Annotated in this window: 13 protein-coding genes and 4 pseudogenes; 8 read left to right on the plus strand and 9 right to left on the minus strand. The window is 37.8% G+C overall.

Annotation, left to right across the window (positions count from 1 at the left end):
* The 3 genes and pseudogenes from MKL33_RS01965 to MKL33_RS01975 form a co-directional block, all read left to right on the plus strand.
* Positions 1-3,594: beta strand repeat-containing protein (locus tag MKL33_RS01965; protein ID WP_333724933.1), on the plus strand; the 3,594-nt coding region annotated here is incomplete at its 5' end.
* Between the two features lie 144 nt (positions 3,595-3,738).
* A pseudogene (locus MKL33_RS01970) lies at positions 3,739-5,393 on the plus strand (poly alpha-glucosyltransferase).
* The gene (locus MKL33_RS01975) at positions 5,390-7,114 is read left to right on the plus strand and encodes a CapA family protein (RefSeq protein ID WP_270906368.1); all 1,725 of its coding nucleotides are present in this window, start codon (positions 5,390-5,392) and stop codon (positions 7,112-7,114) included. Before MKL33_RS01970 ends, MKL33_RS01975 begins: the two are co-directional and overlap by 4 nt.
* On the opposite strand, the gene MKL33_RS01980 is transcribed toward MKL33_RS01975, so the two are convergent.
* Positions 7,111-7,827, minus strand: a complete 717-nt coding sequence (locus MKL33_RS01980) for a metalloprotease (protein ID WP_270906369.1) — start codon at positions 7,825-7,827, stop codon at positions 7,111-7,113. The two genes, MKL33_RS01975 and MKL33_RS01980, sit on opposite strands and share 4 nt — an antisense overlap.
* An 81-nt stretch (positions 7,828-7,908) precedes the next feature.
* On the opposite strand from MKL33_RS01980, the gene MKL33_RS01985 reads away from it, so the two are divergent.
* Together MKL33_RS01985 and MKL33_RS01990 are read left to right on the plus strand one after the other, a co-directional pair.
* Positions 7,909-8,238, plus strand: a complete 330-nt coding sequence (locus MKL33_RS01985; RefSeq protein WP_078224328.1) for an MGMT family protein — start codon at positions 7,909-7,911, stop codon at positions 8,236-8,238.
* Between the two features lie 25 nt (positions 8,239-8,263).
* Positions 8,264-8,356: pseudogene (locus MKL33_RS01990) on the plus strand (hypothetical protein); the annotation flags it as partial.
* Positions 8,357-8,413: 57 nt separating this feature from the next.
* Here MKL33_RS01990 and MKL33_RS01995 read toward each other — a convergent pair.
* The 3 genes from MKL33_RS01995 to MKL33_RS02005 form a co-directional block, all read right to left on the minus strand.
* Complete coding sequence (locus tag MKL33_RS01995) at positions 8,414-8,851, minus strand: universal stress protein (RefSeq protein ID WP_063099501.1); 438 nt, start codon at positions 8,849-8,851, stop codon at positions 8,414-8,416.
* A gap of 121 nt (positions 8,852-8,972) precedes the next feature.
* Entirely contained in the window at positions 8,973-9,605 is a 633-nt protein-coding gene (locus tag MKL33_RS02000; RefSeq protein WP_270906370.1) for a CatB-related O-acetyltransferase, read from the minus strand.
* 111 nt (positions 9,606-9,716) lie between these two features.
* The gene (locus MKL33_RS02005) at positions 9,717-10,109 is read right to left on the minus strand and encodes a RidA family protein (RefSeq protein ID WP_005072948.1); all 393 of its coding nucleotides are present in this window, start codon (positions 10,107-10,109) and stop codon (positions 9,717-9,719) included.
* Between the two features lie 139 nt (positions 10,110-10,248).
* Between MKL33_RS02005 and MKL33_RS02010 the strand changes: the two are divergent.
* Positions 10,249-10,882 (plus strand): annotated as a pseudogene (locus MKL33_RS02010) (TetR/AcrR family transcriptional regulator).
* A gap of 34 nt (positions 10,883-10,916) precedes the next feature.
* On the opposite strand, the gene greA reads toward MKL33_RS02010, so the two are convergent.
* From greA to carA, 3 genes are all read right to left on the minus strand, one after another.
* Positions 10,917-11,393 carry a transcription elongation factor GreA gene (gene greA, locus MKL33_RS02015; protein ID WP_033847992.1) on the minus strand — a complete coding sequence of 159 codons (477 nt, stop codon included), beginning with the start codon at positions 11,391-11,393 and terminating at the stop codon, positions 10,917-10,919.
* Positions 11,394-11,481: 88 nt separating this feature from the next.
* The gene (carB, locus tag MKL33_RS02020; RefSeq protein WP_005067595.1) at positions 11,482-14,712 is read right to left on the minus strand and encodes a carbamoyl-phosphate synthase large subunit; all 3,231 of its coding nucleotides are present in this window, start codon (positions 14,710-14,712) and stop codon (positions 11,482-11,484) included.
* A 14-nt stretch (positions 14,713-14,726) separates the two neighbouring features.
* A complete protein-coding gene (gene carA, locus MKL33_RS02025; RefSeq protein WP_005067597.1) occupies positions 14,727-15,866 on the minus strand; it encodes a glutamine-hydrolyzing carbamoyl-phosphate synthase small subunit in 1,140 nt (379 codons plus the stop codon).
* Between the two features lie 136 nt (positions 15,867-16,002).
* On the opposite strand from carA, the pseudogene MKL33_RS02030 reads away from it, so the two are divergent.
* Both MKL33_RS02030 and MKL33_RS02035 read left to right on the plus strand, forming a co-directional pair.
* Positions 16,003-16,149: pseudogene (locus MKL33_RS02030) on the plus strand (hypothetical protein); the annotation flags it as partial.
* 29 nt (positions 16,150-16,178) lie between these two features.
* Positions 16,179-16,766 carry a hypothetical protein gene (locus MKL33_RS02035; RefSeq protein WP_005072962.1) on the plus strand — a complete coding sequence of 196 codons (588 nt, stop codon included), beginning with the start codon at positions 16,179-16,181 and terminating at the stop codon, positions 16,764-16,766.
* A gap of 61 nt (positions 16,767-16,827) precedes the next feature.
* Here the strand turns inward: MKL33_RS02035 and MKL33_RS02040 are convergent, their stop codons facing one another.
* The gene (locus tag MKL33_RS02040) at positions 16,828-17,364 is read right to left on the minus strand and encodes a DOMON-like domain-containing protein (protein ID WP_270906371.1); all 537 of its coding nucleotides are present in this window, start codon (positions 17,362-17,364) and stop codon (positions 16,828-16,830) included.
* Between the two features lie 16 nt (positions 17,365-17,380).
* Complete coding sequence (gene yhbY, locus MKL33_RS02045) at positions 17,381-17,704, minus strand: ribosome assembly RNA-binding protein YhbY (RefSeq protein WP_002115576.1); 324 nt, start codon at positions 17,702-17,704, stop codon at positions 17,381-17,383.
* Between the last annotated feature and the right edge of the window lie 145 nt (positions 17,705-17,849).

The following is a 17,849-nucleotide window of genomic DNA, read 5'->3' on the forward strand; positions in this document are numbered from 1 at the left end:
ATTGCGGCACCAGCATTGGCTGGGGATTACACGGGGACAGCGACCGATGTGAACGGCAACCCTGCGACGGATACAGCGACAGCGGTAGCGCTAGATACCATTGATGCTATTAATGATAATGTAACGTTTGATCCAGGTCCGTTTGTAAGTACTATTTGGGACGCACCAATAATAGCTCAGGATATTAATGTTCTTGATACCTCTATTATTGGTGATACTTCAATGAATGTTGAGTTTTCTGTTCCTAGAAATAGCGCGGATATTGGTACAGGTCATGAAGGTGATGTTGTTATTCAAGTAAGCCAAGACAATTTGATAGCAGTTGCTTCTGGTTTTAGTGTATTGGTGGAATATTTTGATGGAACTAATTGGGTACAGTACACCACGGCTACAACTACAAATGGAGGTTTAATTGCTGATGCGCTAGGTTTAGGAGTTCTAGGGATTGTAGATGATGGCAAAACAATAGCTGTGCATCTGACAGGCGTGCCAGAAGGTCAATATCGTGTTGTAGTGCAGAACGATAGTAGTGCTATTGGTGATTTGTTAGACGACTTAACATTAGCAGAACTGGGTGACCAAGGTATTTTATTAGGAGCTGACAATCAGGATGCTGTATTAGATGCGGTAGAAACTGCCTTAAATGGTCAAGTATTAACTTTAGGAACTTTAGTAAGAAATGTTTTAGAACCACTGTTAAATGCTGCTAATGCTGCTGGTGAAACCTTGGCTGTAACTGATATCGTTGCAGCAATTGTGCAAATACCATTAGTTGGTAGTCTCTTGGGAGGTGTTGATACTGTTTTAGATTTTATTGCTGATGCCTTGGTTGATAATCTACTTACTGTACTTGAGTTTACCAATGTAACCATCAATGGTTCAGAAACTTATTACACTACACCAGAATTAGCGGGTAATGTCTTTGCTGACAATGGATCTGGAGCAGATGATCGTGGTAATAGTAATGCAGCACTTGTGACCAAAGTAGATGGAGTAGATATCCCTACTGATGGTACAGATGCAGTGATTAAAGGTTTATATGGCACTTTATATATCAATAAAGATGGTGTTTATCGTTATGTTTTGAATGGTAGTGTAGATTCTAATGGTCAGGTAGATGACTTTACTTACACTTTATCAGACGGTATTCAATCAGATACAGCCGTTTTAACTATAAGTGTAGCAGATGTTATTGCACCAAAAGCACCTATAGTTTCTTCATTGGATGAAACCACCGTTACAGGTTTTGTCGGAGCTGCGGAAGCTGATAGTATTATTAATGTCTATGGCGGTATAGACAGTGATGGCGATGGTATTCCAGATACATTACTTGGTATAACTACAGCTAATCCTGATGGTAGTTATACAGTCACGTTGAACCCTGCAATAGCTTTAGGGGACACAGTGGTTGTTACCTCAAGGGATGCGGCTGGCAATATATCTACACCAACAATTGCAAGTCTGCATAATATTGTCGCGCTTGATGACCCTAATGAAACTAACTATGAGTTATCTACTACAGCAGATCGTCCAGATATTAGTGGTGGTATTTTTACTTTAGCTAATGCTGGTGTTCTTGGAGATTTAATTGATTTAGATCTGAGTGCAACATCCGCTCCTGGTGTGACCGTCGGTACAAATGAGCAAATCACTTTAACATTAACAGCAAGTGGATCTACCGGTTTAGATATAAGTGCAGTTGGGAATTTGATTGATGCTATTTTAGGCGGAAATATTGGCGGTAGTCTTGATTTGATTATTGCCAAAGAAACATCAACAGGTAGCTATGAGGTTTATAATACTGTTGCTAATGCGTATACATTAAATAATAGTGTTTTAACTTTTACCGCGTCTGGTTCGCAATCTATTTCTTTGGATGATGCTGGTGTTTATAAGTTTATTCTTGCTCCAAATTCTTCAACTTCGAGTGCTTTAAGTAACTTATTATCTCTGAACTTATTAGGTAATTTAGTATTATCGTCTAATGATGTAGTAGCAACCATTAATAATACAGATCTTATTACTGGTAATGTTTTATCTAATGATACTACTGCACCGATAGGTTTAGATTTGTCAGTTGTTTCTATTAAAGAAACTACAGTAGGTGTAGATGAAAATGTAATATCTGGTACTCCTAAAGTCATTGAAGGGATGTATGGTACTTTAACTATAGATTCAACCGGTGCTTATAGTTATCAAATGACGGCTAATGCAACTGCTTTAGGTAAGGTTGAAGCATTTACTTATACCGTACAAGATAATGATGGCCACTCAAAACAGGCAACTATTTATATTCGTTTAGACTCCAGTTTGGTTACATTAGATTGGACGGATAAAATAGGACTTGAGGAGGCTGATAAATTAGTAACGCAACTGACCGCTGATAATAAGGCTTCTGCAGGTACAGTTACTACTTTATTTGATCAGGTATTAAATGGTTCCGGTGATTCTTTAAATAGTATTCAGGTAACTGGAAGTAACGGTGCATTACCTACTTCACCTCCTGCGACAGGTAGTACGGCAATTCCAGATGATTCTGGGCGTTTTACCCTAGGTGCAGGGCAAACAGCATATATTTCTTTCACATCAATATTACCATCAAATGTGACTCAGAATTTTGGTCTAGGAGGAAATCAAACCAGTGCTTATAATGTGGTTATTGAACTAGAGAGAGATGGAGCAGTACTAGATACTCAATTGGCCACTTGGACATCAACCATCAGTGGTACAAAATATTATTATAAAGTGACTAATACAGGAACTTCATCGGCTGATTATGATTTAAATATTGCTTATGGTGATGGTTCAGGATTGTTTAACTGGACGAATACTACTGGTAAGACATTTGGTATTAATAATATTCAATTAGATATTACAGGTACAACATATACAGCATCAACTGTATCAGGTGACCTAATCTCTAATGATACATTGTATTCAAGTGTCTTTAAAATTGGTGTTGCGGCTGGATCGACTACGCCTAGCACTTATTTGGACGTAAATTCAACACCAATAGTAGGAACGTATGGAACTTTAACTGTTAATTTAGATGGAACCTATAGTTATCAAGCTAATGGTGAAATTGCTGATCTTGGAAAAGATGATGTCTTTACATATAAAATTGAGACATTGGATGGTACTGTAAACACGCAAACTTTAACAATTAAGGTAGATGCTGATAATGTTTTGATTGGTACGCCAAATGCGGGCACAGCAGGGAACGACATTGCTGTAAGTCAATCTACAAATGAAGTCTTCACATTAGGTGATGGCGCTGATTTGTTAATTTACAATGTACTTAATGGTTCAAGCCCAACAGGTGGAAACGGTACTGATCAATGGCTGGATTTTAATATGTCTGAAGGCGATAAAATTGATGTGTCATCTTTATTATCAGGTGCAACAGCAACTACTATTAATAACTATCTCAGTGTGACTATTAGTGGGAATCAAGTCACCTTGTTGGTTGACCGAGATGGTAGTGGTAGTGCTTCCTCACCTACCACCTTGCTAACTTTAACTAATGAAGAGCATGCAACAAATCCTATTACTAGTTTAGTAGATTTGTTAAATAACAACTCAATTATCTATTAATAGATAATTAACCAAATAAAAAAAGAGCCTTCGGGCTCTTTTTTTATGTTTAAACAATACGTTAACTTAGCTTTTTATATGTTCATGCTATGATGGATTGAAAACTTTATAGAACAACAAATAACGGATAGGGACTGATTTCGAGTGACAGCATTTTTAAACTTCCAAAGACAACTGAACCTTTGGTTAGAACATATCGCTCCACATGCTTCCGCTTTTCAGGATGAAACAATTTTATTTATATCTTATGGGCCTAAAGACCAAAGATGTAACGTATGGCATAGTGAAAAAACAAGCTTTTCACAAGCAAAAATACAATTATTAGCTTTCATTAATGACCAGTTTGCACATGAGCCACTTGTTGATTATATAAAAATTGATGTTACATATAATTTAACGAAACAAGTTTGGAAAGTAGTAGAGCAGCAGGTCCATCATCAATTTCACAATAACCACTACCGTAAAGGTATTGGGTTTGATGAACACTGTTCAGTGGCTTTTCTTGAGCAAGAGATTTATGGAAAAGCAATCATTCGAGGTTTGAGCTATGACAAACCCAATTTTTTTGATGAAACAAATCTGAATTATGCAATTAAGCAAAAATATAACGCGACTAAACCACAGGTTAAACTACAAGAACTACAGGACATTTGGACTTTTGATACCTATGCAGCATTTTATGAAAATGGGCAATTCATTAATTTAGCGAGCGGTTATGATGCGAATGGTATTAGGGCGATTTCGAGCAATAAGAAACAGCATTTTCAGTCGTTAATTGAAAAAAATTCGGCATTTTTGCATGATCAAATTCAAGAAAATGGCAAATTTATCTATGGCTATTTTTCTGCCTATGATCGGGACATCCGTAACTACAATACGGTACGCCACTGTACCTCGGTGTATGCGTTGCTGGAAACATTTGAAGTGCAGAGCAAGCCAGAATATTGGCCCAAGATACATGCTGCTATCCAATATGCACTGACCAACTTTTATAAAGAAAAAGACTCAGAAACTGCTTTCATGATTGATGGTAAAGAAGGGGAATTTGAAATTAAATTAGGTGCCAATGCGGCTGCTATTTTAATGTTAACTAAATATCAAGAAATTACTCAAAAAACTAATTATCAAAAATATGCAGAGAAACTTGCAAATGGTATTTTAAAATTAGTCGATTCAAATGGCTCAACAACTCATGTATTAAATTATCCAGTTTATGATTTAAAAGAAAAGTTCAGAATCATTTATTATGATGGAGAAGCAGCATTAGCTTTATTAAGGTTATATCAAATTAATCAGGATAAAAGATTATTAGACACAGTTAAGTTAATGTTTGAAAATTTTATTCATAAAAGATATGAAAAATATCATGATCATTGGTTAAGTTATTGTACAAATGAACTCACTAAAATATGCCCTGAAGATAAATATTTTATTTTTGGTTTAAATAATTATTTAAAACATTTTATTTTTATTCGAAATAGAAAAACAACATATGCCACTTTACTAGAAATGTTAATGGCAGCCTATAAAATGGTAAATCGTTTAAAAGAGCAAGGCCATAATGCACTTTTTGAGCAGGCGTATATGCCTGAGCTTCAAAAATTAATTGAGTTTAGGGCTGATTTTCAAACCACAGGTTTTTTCTATCCGGAAATAGCCATGTATATGGCTCGACCAGATAAAATATTGCATGCTTTTTATATTCGCCATGATCGTTTCCGAGTACGGATTGATGACCAAGAGCATAACTTATCGGGTTATATCGCTTACGTTAAAGATTACAAGGATATGAACCATGAAATATCAACCCGTTGAGATCAAGCTATTAGCACATATCGACACTACAAGTTTCGATGAAGCTTTATGGCAATTCGAATTTGACGATGATATTTCAACACTACTTCTAATCGACTATGCATTAGAACAATTTCATCAAAAAAAAGTTCAAGCTGATGAAGTCTATCGGGTTCCTGAACAAAAAATTAAGAAAATTGGTGAACAAAATTTAGGTCTAGAAAAAAATGAATCATATACATTTGCCGAGCTCTTACAATTCTTAATTTTTACTCAGGCAAATGATGTTAAAGATGCCTTAAGCAATATGCTGTTTGGCTCTATTGAGCAAATACAATTGATCTTGTCTAAAAGAGCAGAAGATCACCAGTTAGCTTTAAGAACACCTAATCAATTAAAAAATCTATTTTTATTGGTAAAACACATTTATAGCTATCCAGCTGAGCTGAAAAAACTTTTTTTTATTAGAACACTTTCTTTTAAAAATAAAGTATATCAACCGATTACGCCTTTGCTTGCTCATCCGGTACTCACTTCGGTTTTATATATCTCACATACCTTTAGACAGATTTATATCACTTATTCCGAACATAACCGGAGCATTGGTTTTTTCTCTTTTCTGGATGATATTCACCGTCTGGAGCATATGGTTCCTTACTACCATTATTTTCAAGAAGGACATGTCGAGGCCAAAAAATATTCTTCTCAAACAGGCATTATCAATATTCTTGGAGATACCTATTTGGGTGAAATGTATACCGAAAAGCGTAAGTCTAGAGGGCAAACAGATGCCTTACAGCAATATGGGTATCATTATTCATTTGAAAAAATACAGCCCTTTTTAGGTAAAAATGACATCAACATCGCTAACTTTGAAGCAGTATTTTCTTTAGAAAATCAATCGCCGTTAAAAGATAAAAAGCCATTTGTTTTAAAAGCAGATGCTAAAAAAACATTAGAAGAATTTAAGAACATTCATCTAAATTATTTGGTCTTAGCAAATAACCATTTGAAAGATTACGGTGAGCAAGGATTAGCCTATACATTACAACAGTTGGATCAGGCGAGTATTTCTTATATTGGCGCTGGACTGAACCAGAAAGATGCTCACAATTACTTTGAAATCACTTTTGAGACTAAGCACTATGCGATTTTTAATGGTTATTGGCATAGAGACATGGCCTATCTGAATTATGACTTTTATGCGTTAGGATCAAGAAGTGGAGTAGCTTGCTTAAATGGCGTTTTACTTGAACAAATAATGCGTTATAAGCAGGCTCATCCAGAACGCAAAATTATTGTTATTTGTCATTGGGGTGTCGACTTTAAGCCTATTACAAAAGACCAAACTAAACTCGCGACTATTCTTACTCAAGCAGGAGCGGATCTGATTGTTGGTCATGGCGCTCATACTATCCAGCCAATCCAGATCATCAATCAAAAGCCTGTTGTTTTTAATATAGGCAATGCAGTGTTTAATAGTGACGGTGAATATGAACAGCAAAATGCTTTGCCATTTGGCTGTATAGCTAGACTTGATTTGGCAAAAGATTTACTCCGTCTTTACCCCATTTACACCAATAATTTACAAACATTTTGGCAGCCTTATTCTGTAGATGCGGAAGACTTCTCAAAGGCCAGTACTTATATAACATCTTTACTGACCCCTGAGAATTACATGGCATCCCAAGATAAATTAGGGAGATATCTTGAAGTTAAATTTTAAGGATATTGGTTGTAAGTCGATAAAATGGTTTGAAGTTGTGCTGAAGTAAACCCTAAATTTCTTAAGCCACCACTGCCTAATTTACATTCAGCACTTGTCATAATGTTGGTTGGAGTACGTTTTGTAGCCTTCGGTGCACAAACATGTTTTAGACCAAACACATGTCCCATTTCATGCACGCTACCAGCCTGAATATTATAATTGAGGCGGTTCCAGTCTAATAAAATAAAGGGTTTGCCATTATTACGAAAGGCTCTACTCGTTACATCTTCAAATTTCCATTTCGTTGAGTAGGCATCATAAATAAAAACAATCACTTCTTTACTTGCAGTTCGTTTCGGAAAACACGTATTTACACTGGCAGGAATGGTTTCAATCGTAATTGGGTAGGGCTGATTAATCTGTTGTTTTAAATCACAATGTAATTTTGAAAACTCTTCATAAGGAATATAACGATGTAATTTAAATTTAAAAATTTTATTATTTTTATCATCCACATAGTATCTATTTAATATTTTAATTTCCTTACGCATCTGTTGATAATTATCAAACTTTGTTGCTTCTGGAGAATTAGTTGTAAAAACAAAAGTGACTGGAATAATAGGGCGGCCATCTGTAGAGACTTTAGGTGTTTCTCCTAAAGGAAGAGGAGGGCGTGTAGTACAAGAAACGCATAGTAAAGTGCCAGTAATCACTAGTAATGTTTTTTTCATGCAGATTTCCCTCAAGCCCACCTTGGATTGCATTTAGTTTTGTTCAAAATTTTTTATATGATATGAATGATGTCAATTTTTATGGAGTCCATTTTGACAACTCAGTATGAACTACATCGGCAAATTTTAGAAGTCATTGCTTTGATTCCTTACGGAAAAGTTGCAACCTATGGACAAGTGGCTCGTATGGCAGGATTACCAAAACATGCAAGATTAGTCGGCTATGTTTTGAAACATCTTGAAGTTGATCATCAAGTTCCTTGGTATCGTGTGATTAATTCTCAAGGCAAAATTAGCCTAAGTAAGTTTAATGAAAAAGGTGAAAATATTCAGCAATTAAAACTGGAAGCTGAAGGTGTCTATTTGTTAAATGGTAAAGTTGACTTAAAGCAGTTTGCTTGGCAGCCTTAATATTTATGTTAGAGAGTAAATACACATGCAAAAGAATAATAAATGGTGTAGTGGAGCAGTATTACTTTTAAGTTTGATGGCACAGGTGAGTTATGCTGAAAAGGAGGACATCAGCTCAACCTTTTAAGAAATAAAAGCCTATCTTGCTCAATTTAGCCAGACAGGCAGTCACTCTTTAGCGCACAATTAAAACAGGAATATGGCTTTCACCTAAGACTTTTTGTGCCACGCTTCCTAACACAAGTTTTCGGACCCCAGTACGGCCATGAGAACCCATGACAATCAGATCTGCATTTAAGTCTTGAGCAGCTTGAATGATTTCCTCATGTACAACAAAGCCTTCCAACAGTTTGGTTTCAACAGTAATGCCTTCTTTGGCAAATTCTTGTTTTGCTTTTTCTAAAATGTCGAGCAAATAAGTTCTTGTACGTTCAATCAACTCATTAGTTTGGCCAGTTTTTACGTAGACATCAGCAATAAATGGGTCAAGTGCCATCACTTGTACAACTGTAATTTTACTATTTAACGCTTTTCCCAGCTTAATGGCCTCTTTCATGGCGACCATAGAAGTTTCAGAACCGTCAATTGGTACTAGAATATGTTGATATAACATGAGTATTTTCCTTATTGTAATGATGCTTACTTATTAATACTTTATACCTATTTTTTGACGATTTAAATTCAAGCACGTAATCATTTGTGATTTTATAACGACAAATTTTGTAGATAAATTTTTATAAATTGCGCAAATTTTCTATATGTGTAGATAAAGCATCAATATCGTCAGTTTGAAGATATTCACGTATTTTCAAAATTTGCTTCTCATCTAAATCATAAAGTTTTAAAGCAAGTAGTTTGTCGATTTGTTCTTGAGGAAAGCGATACTTAATAATTTTCGCAGGCACTCCACCTACAATTGCATAAGGAGGAACATCTTTAGTTACTACGGCTCCAGTGGCGACCACTGCGCCTTCACCGAGTTTGACACCTTGCATAATCATTGCACGGCTACCAATCCAGCAGCCATCAGCAATAATAGTATCGCCAGCCGCCAAAAAACTACGAGTATCAAAAGGAAAAGTTGAAATCCAGTCGGGTCTATGAAGCTGATTGCCACCCATCATGATCACGCACTCTGCGCCAAAACAAACAAAATTGCCAATATAAAGTTGGTCAATCGGTTTCTCTGGCGTTGAAGCTTTGTCATGTAAATAACGTACTACACAACGTTCAAAGCCTTGATCCCAATAAGCTGAATAATAAGAATAATTTCCTTTAACATGGATATTTGGATTTTTCACAGTTTTGGAAATAAACTCAAATTCGCACCAATGACGAACAGGGGAGCTAATTAACTTTTCAGCCATACTGGAGATATAAAAAAGGCAATACACCATTATACCGAATTGCGATTCAAGCTGAACCAATAATCTCAGCTCAGCCAATGAATCGAATATTAAAGTAAGTGCTAATTTGAACTAATTATTATGAGGAATACGTGCAATAACTTTAATCTCAAAATCAAAACCCGCTAGCCAGGTTACGCCCACAGCGGTCCAGTTGGGATAAGGTTTTTGTGTAAAGATCTGATTTTTAACTTTCATAATACTTTCAAACTGCCGTTCTGGATCAGTATGAAAGGTGGTGACATCAATAATATCATCGAAAGTACAACCAGCTGCTTTCAGTGTCTCTGCTAAGTTTTTAAAAGCTTGGATTACCTGTTTTTCAAAATCAGGTATAGGTGAACCATCTTCAAGGCTACCAACCTGTCCTGAAACAAAGAGTAAATCTTTCGATTGAATTGCGGCTGAATAACCATGCTGTTCATATAAGGCATGGCGGTCTTTAGGAAATATTGCAGTTCTCATCAGGTTTATTCTCCTTCAGTATTTAAATACCAATCAGTAAATGTCGCTCAGGTTTCACATACGCCTCGTATGTAAACATAATTGACATACGAGGCGTATGTCAATTAAAATTTTTTGTGATGATTAGCTGGTGAAATATATGTCTGTTCGTGAACAAAAGATGGCGGAAACCCGCAAGAAACTGATTGAAGTAGCACGTCGTGCATTTGCTGAATATGGCTATGCAGATACTTCAATGGATAAACTCACGGCAGAAGCAGGGTTGACCCGTGGGGCGCTGTACCATCATTTTGGTGACAAGCGTGGTTTATTTGCTGCAGTGGTCGATCAAATTGATTCACAAATGGCAGAATATGCCCAGCAGCATTTAGAGCAGCCTGATGATCTTTGGGAAGGATTGCTACTTGAAGGGCAGACCTATATTCAAAATGCTTTGAATCCTGAGTTTCAGCGTATTGTGTTGCGTGACGGACCTGCAGTGCTAGGTGATCCAGCGCATTGGCCAAGTCAAAATAGATGTCTGCAGTCTACCCGTGAGTGCGTTGAACAGCTATTAACAGCAGAACAAATTAAAATTGTAGACCCAGAAGCGGCAGCAGTGCTTTTAAATGGGGCTGCCATGAACGCTGCATTATGGGTAGCTTCTAGTGAATATCCTGAACAGGTACTTCCTGAAGCATTAAATGCTTTTAAAATCTTTGCATCAGGCTTTTTAAAAGATGCATAGTGAATTTTTTAATATTTGTCTGAAATATAAAAAACCCCTCAATTGAGGGGTTTTATAGTTAAAGTATATCTATTTATAAATTAAAGATATTCTACACTTACGATTTCATATTCCACTTCGCCTTGAGGAGTAATGATTTTTACTTCATCACCTTCACTCTTGCTCAAAAGGCCACGTGCGATTGGTGAGTTCACTGAGATTTTATTGATTTTAAAATCAGCTTCATCATCACCAACAATTTTATAAGTCTTGCGTTCTTCAGTATCAAGGTTTTCAATCGTTACCGTAACACCGAATACAACACGACCGTTTTGTTCTAAGTCCTTAACATCGATGACTTGTGAAGCACCCAATTTTCCTTCGATATCTTGGATGCGTCCTTCACAGAAACCTTGCTGTTCACGAGCAGCATGGTATTCTGCATTTTCTTTTAAGTCCCCATGTTCACGTGCTTCAGCAATTGCTTGAGTAATACGTGGACGTTCAACAGATTTCAGATGTTGTAATTCTTTCTCTAAGGCGATTTTACCTTCAGGGGTCATTGGATAACGTTGCATTTCGGTCCCTCTTAAGTTGAGAAAACACAGTTAAAAAAATGAAAAAATCCCGCCACCGATAAGGTGACGGGACTTATCGGTAAAAAAATTAACCTACAGTTAAATCTTGCAAGCGGTATACATCCATTGGCAATTTCACAGCAAAGGCTTGGCAAACAGCTTCTGCACCATTGATAGTCGTTGTGTAATACACTTTGCCTTGTAGGGCAGCACGACGAATCATTGCAGAGTCATATTGAGCCTGTTTACCTTCAGTGGTATTGACAATAAGGTGTATTTCACCATTTTTCAAGCGGTCAACAATATGTGGACGACCTTCAGTAACTTTATTTACAGATTCGCATTCTAAACCTGCTTCTTTAAGCACTTGGTAAGTACCACCTGTTGCAACAAGCTTGAAGCCATATTCAACTAATTTCTTAGCGATATCAGCGATGTATTTCTTGTCAGATTCACGTACTGATAAGAAAGCATGTTTTACTTCGCCTTCAGTTGGTAAACCAGGTAAGCGTTCATTCGAGCCTAGAACAGCTTTATAGAATGCTTCACCAAATGTTTTACCTACGCCCATCACTTCACCTGTAGATTTCATCTCAGGTCCAAGCATAGGGTCTACGCCTTGGAATTTAGCGAATGGGAAAACGGCTTCCTTCACAGCAAAGTGAGTTGGAATGATTTCTTTAGTAAACCCTTGAGACTCAAGAGATTGACCTGCCATACAACGCGCAGCAACTTTCGCTAAAGAATCACCAATACACTTAGATACGAATGGAACTGTACGTGAAGCACGTGGGTTAACTTCAAGAACGTAAATATCGTCACCTTTTACAGCGAACTGAACGTTCATCAAGCCGACAACACCAAGTTCTTTTGCCATCGCAATCGTTTGACGACGCATTTCATCCTGAATTTCTTTTGATAAAGAATAAGGAGGAATTGAACATGCAGAGTCACCTGAGTGAATACCCGCTTGTTCGATATGCTGCATGATACCGCCGATCACAACGTCTTTACCGTCAGATACACAGTCAACATCAACTTCAGTTGCGTCATCTAGGAAACGGTCAAGAAGAACAGGGGCTTCGTTAGATGCCTGAACTGCTTCACGAAGGTAACGTTTAAGTTCTTCTTCGTTATATACGATTTCCATTGCACGACCACCTAATACATAAGATGGGCGAACAACGAGCGGATAACCTACTTTTGCAGCTTCAGAGATACCTTCTTCAGCAGATTTTACAATGCTGTTGTTTGGTTGACGAAGCTGTAAACGTTGAATCATTTGTTGGAAACGTTCACGGTCTTCAGCACGGTCAATCGCATCTGGTGATGTACCGATAATTGGAGTACCTGCTTCTTCTAAAGCACGTGCCAATTTAAGCGGAGTTTGACCACCGTACTGTACGATTACGCCTTTAGGCTTCTCTGTACGTACGATTTCAAGTACATCTTCAAGTGTTACAGGCTCGAAGTATAGACGGTCAGATGTGTCATAGTCGGTAGAAACAGTTTCAGGGTTACAGTTCACCATGATTGTTTCGTAACCGTCTTCACGCATAGCTAATGCAGCGTGTACACAGCAGTAGTCAAATTCGATACCTTGACCAATACGGTTTGGACCACCACCAATGACCATGATTTTGTCGCGGTTTGATGGATTTGCTTCACATTCTTCATCGTAAGTTGAATACATGTATGCAGTACCAGACTCAAACTCTGCTGCACATGTATCAACGCGTTTGTAAACTGGATAAACACCCAAGTTCCAACGTTGTTTACGGAATTGCTTTTGTGAAATGCCCATGAGGTGAGCAATACGAAGGTCAGATAAACCTTTACGCTTGAACGAACGGATGTTGTCAGCGTTTAAGTCACCAAAACCTAAAGTTTTCACTTGAGCTTCAGTTTTAACGATGTCTTGAATCTGGATAAGGAACCAGCGGTCAATCTTAGTCGCTTCAAAAACTTCATCTAAAGAGAAACCATGACGGAAAGCGTCCGCTACATACCAGATACGCTCAGGACCCGGAACTTTAAGTTCTTTTAGAATAATTTCTTTTGCATTTGTTGCACCAGCTTCGATTTTTTCATCAAAACCGCTTACACCAACTTCAAGACCACGTAATGCTTTTTGTACAGATTCTTGGAAGTTACGGCCAATTGCCATCACTTCACCAACAGATTTCATCTGAGTGGTAAGAACTGGTTCAGCTTGCGGGAATTTCTCGAAGTTAAAACGAGGAATCTTCGTTACAACATAGTCAATTGATGGTTCGAAGCTTGCAGGAGTCACGCCACCAGTGATGTCATTTTTCAATTCATCAAGGGTATAACCAACAGCAAGTTTTGCTGCGATTTTAGCAATCGGGAAACCTGTTGCTTTAGAAGCAAGTGCAGATGAACGAGATACACGAGGGTTCATCTCGATCACAACCATACGTCCGTCTTTCGGGTTAATACCGAACTGGACGTTAGAACCACCTGTTTCAACACCAATTTCACGAAGAACTGCAACTGAAGCATTACGCATCAATTGGTATTCTTTGTCAGTTAATGTTTGAGCTGGTGCTACAGTAATTGAGTCACCAGTGTGTACGCCCATTGGGTCGAAGTTTTCGATGGCACATACGATAATACAGTTGTCGTTTTTGTCACGAACAACTTCCATTTCGTATTCTTTCCAACCAATTAAAGATTCATCGATCAATAACTGGTGAGTAGGAGAGAGGTCAAAACCACGTTCACAAATCTCAAGGAATTCTTCACGGTTATATGCAATACCGCCACCCGAACCACCCATTGTGAATGATGGACGGATAATTACTGGGAAACCAAAGCGTGACTGGATTTCTAAAGCTTCTTCCATTGTTTCAGCAATGGCAGCTTTTGGACATTCCAAGCCAATTTTACGCATAGCGATATCGAAGAGTTTACGATCTTCGGCTTTCTCAATTGCGTCTTTAGTTGCACCAATTAATTCAACATTATATTTCTCAAGAACGCCGTGCTCATCAAGTGCAAGAGCACAGTTCAACGCAGTTTGGCCACCCATAGTTGGCAATACTGCATCTGGACGTTCTTTTTCAATAATCTGTGCAACTGTTTGCCAAGTAATTGGCTCAATATAAGTTGCATCAGCCATTGAAGGGTCTGTCATAATGGTTGCTGGGTTAGAGTTAACCAAAATAACACGGTAGCCTTCTTCACGAAGTGCTTTACACGCTTGAGCACCTGAGTAGTCAAACTCACATGCCTGACCAATCACAATCGGGCCAGCACCAATAATTAAGATGCTTTTAATATCCGTACGTTTAGGCATTATTCGCTCCTTAATTACTGTTTAGATGCTTCGATAAGTTCGATGAAATGATCGAACAATGGGGCACAATCATGTGGACCTGGGCTTGCTTCAGGGTGACCTTGGAAGCTGAAAGCTGGTTTGTCTGTACGGTGAATCCCTTGTAAGGTGCCATCGAACAATGATTTATGCGTTGCTTTTAAGTTAGCCGGTAAAGTTTCAGCATCTACAGCGAAACCATGGTTTTGTGAAGTAATCATCACTGTACCATCTTCAAGATTTTGTACAGGGTGGTTAGCACCGTGGTGACCATGATTCATTTTTACAGTTTTTGCACCAGAAGCGAGTGCCAAGATTTGGTGGCCTAAGCAAATACCAAATACAGGTAATGTTGTGGTTTCAACAATAGTTTTTACAGCTTCGATTGCATAATCACAAGCAGCTGGATCGCCAGGGCCATTTGAAAGGAATACGCCATCTGGATTAAGTGCCAATACTTTTTCAGCCGGAGTTTCTGCAGGTACAACGGTTAATTTGCAACCGCGGTCTGCAAGCATACGCAAGATGTTGGTTTTGACACCGTAATCGTATGCAACTACATGATATTTTAATTCAGGTTGAGAGAAGCCTTGGCCTAGAGTCCATGAACCTTCAGACCATTCAAAACCAGTTGGATCGCAACATTCTTTTGCAAGGTCTAAACCGTTTAAGCCACCAAAAGCACGAGCTTTGGCAATTGCTTCTTCTTCAGTAATATTTTCGCCAGCAAGGATGCAACCATTTTGTGCACCTTTGTCACGCAAAATACGTGTTAATTTACGTGTATCAATATCCGCGATTGCAACAACATTGTGTTCTTGCAAATATTCACTCAAAGACTGCTCAGCACGGAAGTTACTGTGTAGTAGAGGAAGGTCACGAATAATTAAACCATTCGCCCATACTTTATGGATACGACCAGATTCAACGTCTTCTGCGTTGCAGCCAGTGTTTCCGATATGAGGGTAAGTTAATGTCACAATTTGTTGTGCATAACTTGGGTCAGTCAAAATTTCTTGATAGCCTGTCATGGCTGTGTTAAAAACGACTTCTCCAGTCGTACTTCCCGTTGCGCCGATTGACGTTCCTTTAAAGATCGTTCCATCTGCGAGGGCTAAAATGGCGGGGGTGCTCAAACCAAAGCTCCTGAATTTCGGCTGTAAAAAAGCGAGTAGACCCAAAAAAGATAGGCGATGTTGTGATAAAACATGCCCCTCCCTATCGGTCTGCTCGCTTGTAACTTAACAGCGCATTATACGCATGGAACCTTAAAAAGTCTATTTATTTTCTGCTAAAAAACATAATTCATTGCTTGATTTTTACAAAAAAATTATCCGCTCATCCGAATCAGTTACTTTTGATAAATTGTCTAACAATTTGCTGGCTGAATTTTTAGAACTGGATTTATTGTATTGCTAGTTAAAAAATAAACAATATGAGGAAATAGCATGAGTAATGATCAAGTTTCAAAAGATGTGAGCGAGAAAGCTCAAGCAGTAGTTGATTCAGTAAAAGCTGAGGTGAATGAAGTGAAAGAAACCGTAGCTGCTACTACAACTAAAGCGAAAAGAACAGTAACTGCTAAAACTGCGCAAGTAAAAGAAAGTGTTGCCGAGAAAACTGAGCAGATTAAAGAAGTTGCTACAGAAGCGAAAACTCAGGTGAAAGAAGCTATCACTGAAACTCAAGAGCAGGTCAAAGAAGTTTTAAGTGAAACTCAAGAAAAAATTGAAGCTGAAACTCATGAGTTAAACAAGAATATTCAAAATCAATTTGTTCAAATTAAACAAGATATTCTACAACGTCTTGATGTGATTAAAGCTCAGTTTAGCACTTCACAAGAAGGACTATCTGAACTTAAAAATGCTTTGAAAGCAGAAATTAACGCGCTTATCGAAGATTTGACTAAAGTCAGTAAAGAATTGAAAGGTGATATTAGCCAGATTTCTTTGAAGCACAAAGATTCTTTAAGTGAAAGTATTAAGCGTACTAAAAATAATGCAGTTGAAGCTTGGAATAAAGCACGAGATAACTAATGATCTTAGCTTTTAGCCAGCTATAAAAAAGCGAGAATTAATTTCTCGCTTTTTTATTTTTTTAAAACTGATGTAACCAGTCACGCTTATTATGGAAATCTGCACTTTTTCCACTATGCTGTATTGCATAGTACTGCATACCTTCTTTGGTTTTTAAAACTGCAGTTAAACCTAAATAAAGGTTTGCCCATTTCAAGCGATGCTGTTGCATAAATTGTCCCAAATCAAGACTAACATTTAAGCCATAATGAGTACGCTTGAGATGGTTCAGTTCAATATCGTAAGCAGCAAGGGGAGGCATATTTTCTGGATAGCGATATTCTTCAAACTGATAAGACTGCCATGCTTGAGAAGGGGAAAGGTTAATTTCCCGATAATAATCTTCATCATGCACGCCAACAAAAATTTCGAAACAAGTTTCTTCCCACAAAAAATCCTGACGAGGATTAGCCGTGACTTCTTGGGGCCAGACAATGAGTTGATTTGGATCACGAATCCAAAAACCGACATTTAAGGTGTGCGGTGCTTGCTGTTCAATTGCGCCAACAACAGAAACAGCATGAAAACGATCAAAAGCTGAAAGTTCGTAACTTGCCATAGTTTGTCAAATCAACTTAGTTTGCTAAATGAGCGTGGCGAACAAGATTAGACAAATGCTGGTTTTGCTTAGCTGCTTTTTTGTAAAGTAAAACAATTTTACCAATCTTTTGCACAGCTTCTGCGCCAGTCGCTTCTACAATTGCATCAATTACAGCAGTACGTGCTTCACGGTCTTCACCAGCAACTTTAACTTTGATAAGTTCGTGGTCGTTTAAAGCACGAAGAGTTTCTTCGATAACAGCATCTGTTAAGCCTTGTCCACCAATCATGACAACCGGATTAAGCACATGACCAATTTGACGTAAACGTTTACGTTCATGGATAGATAAAGCGGCCATTAAAAATACCTGATTTTAAAAACGACTTAGTATAGCAAAAAACTTAAATTCAGATGTACGAAAAACTGTATAAATAATCGATCAACATTATTGGAAAAAAACTGTAAAACTTGGTGAGATTACGCTACATCCGTACTGTAATGAG

The sequence above is a fragment of the Acinetobacter sp. AOR43_HL genome (genome assembly GCF_027854635.1).
Lineage (GTDB): Bacteria > Pseudomonadota > Gammaproteobacteria > Pseudomonadales > Moraxellaceae > Acinetobacter > Acinetobacter pittii.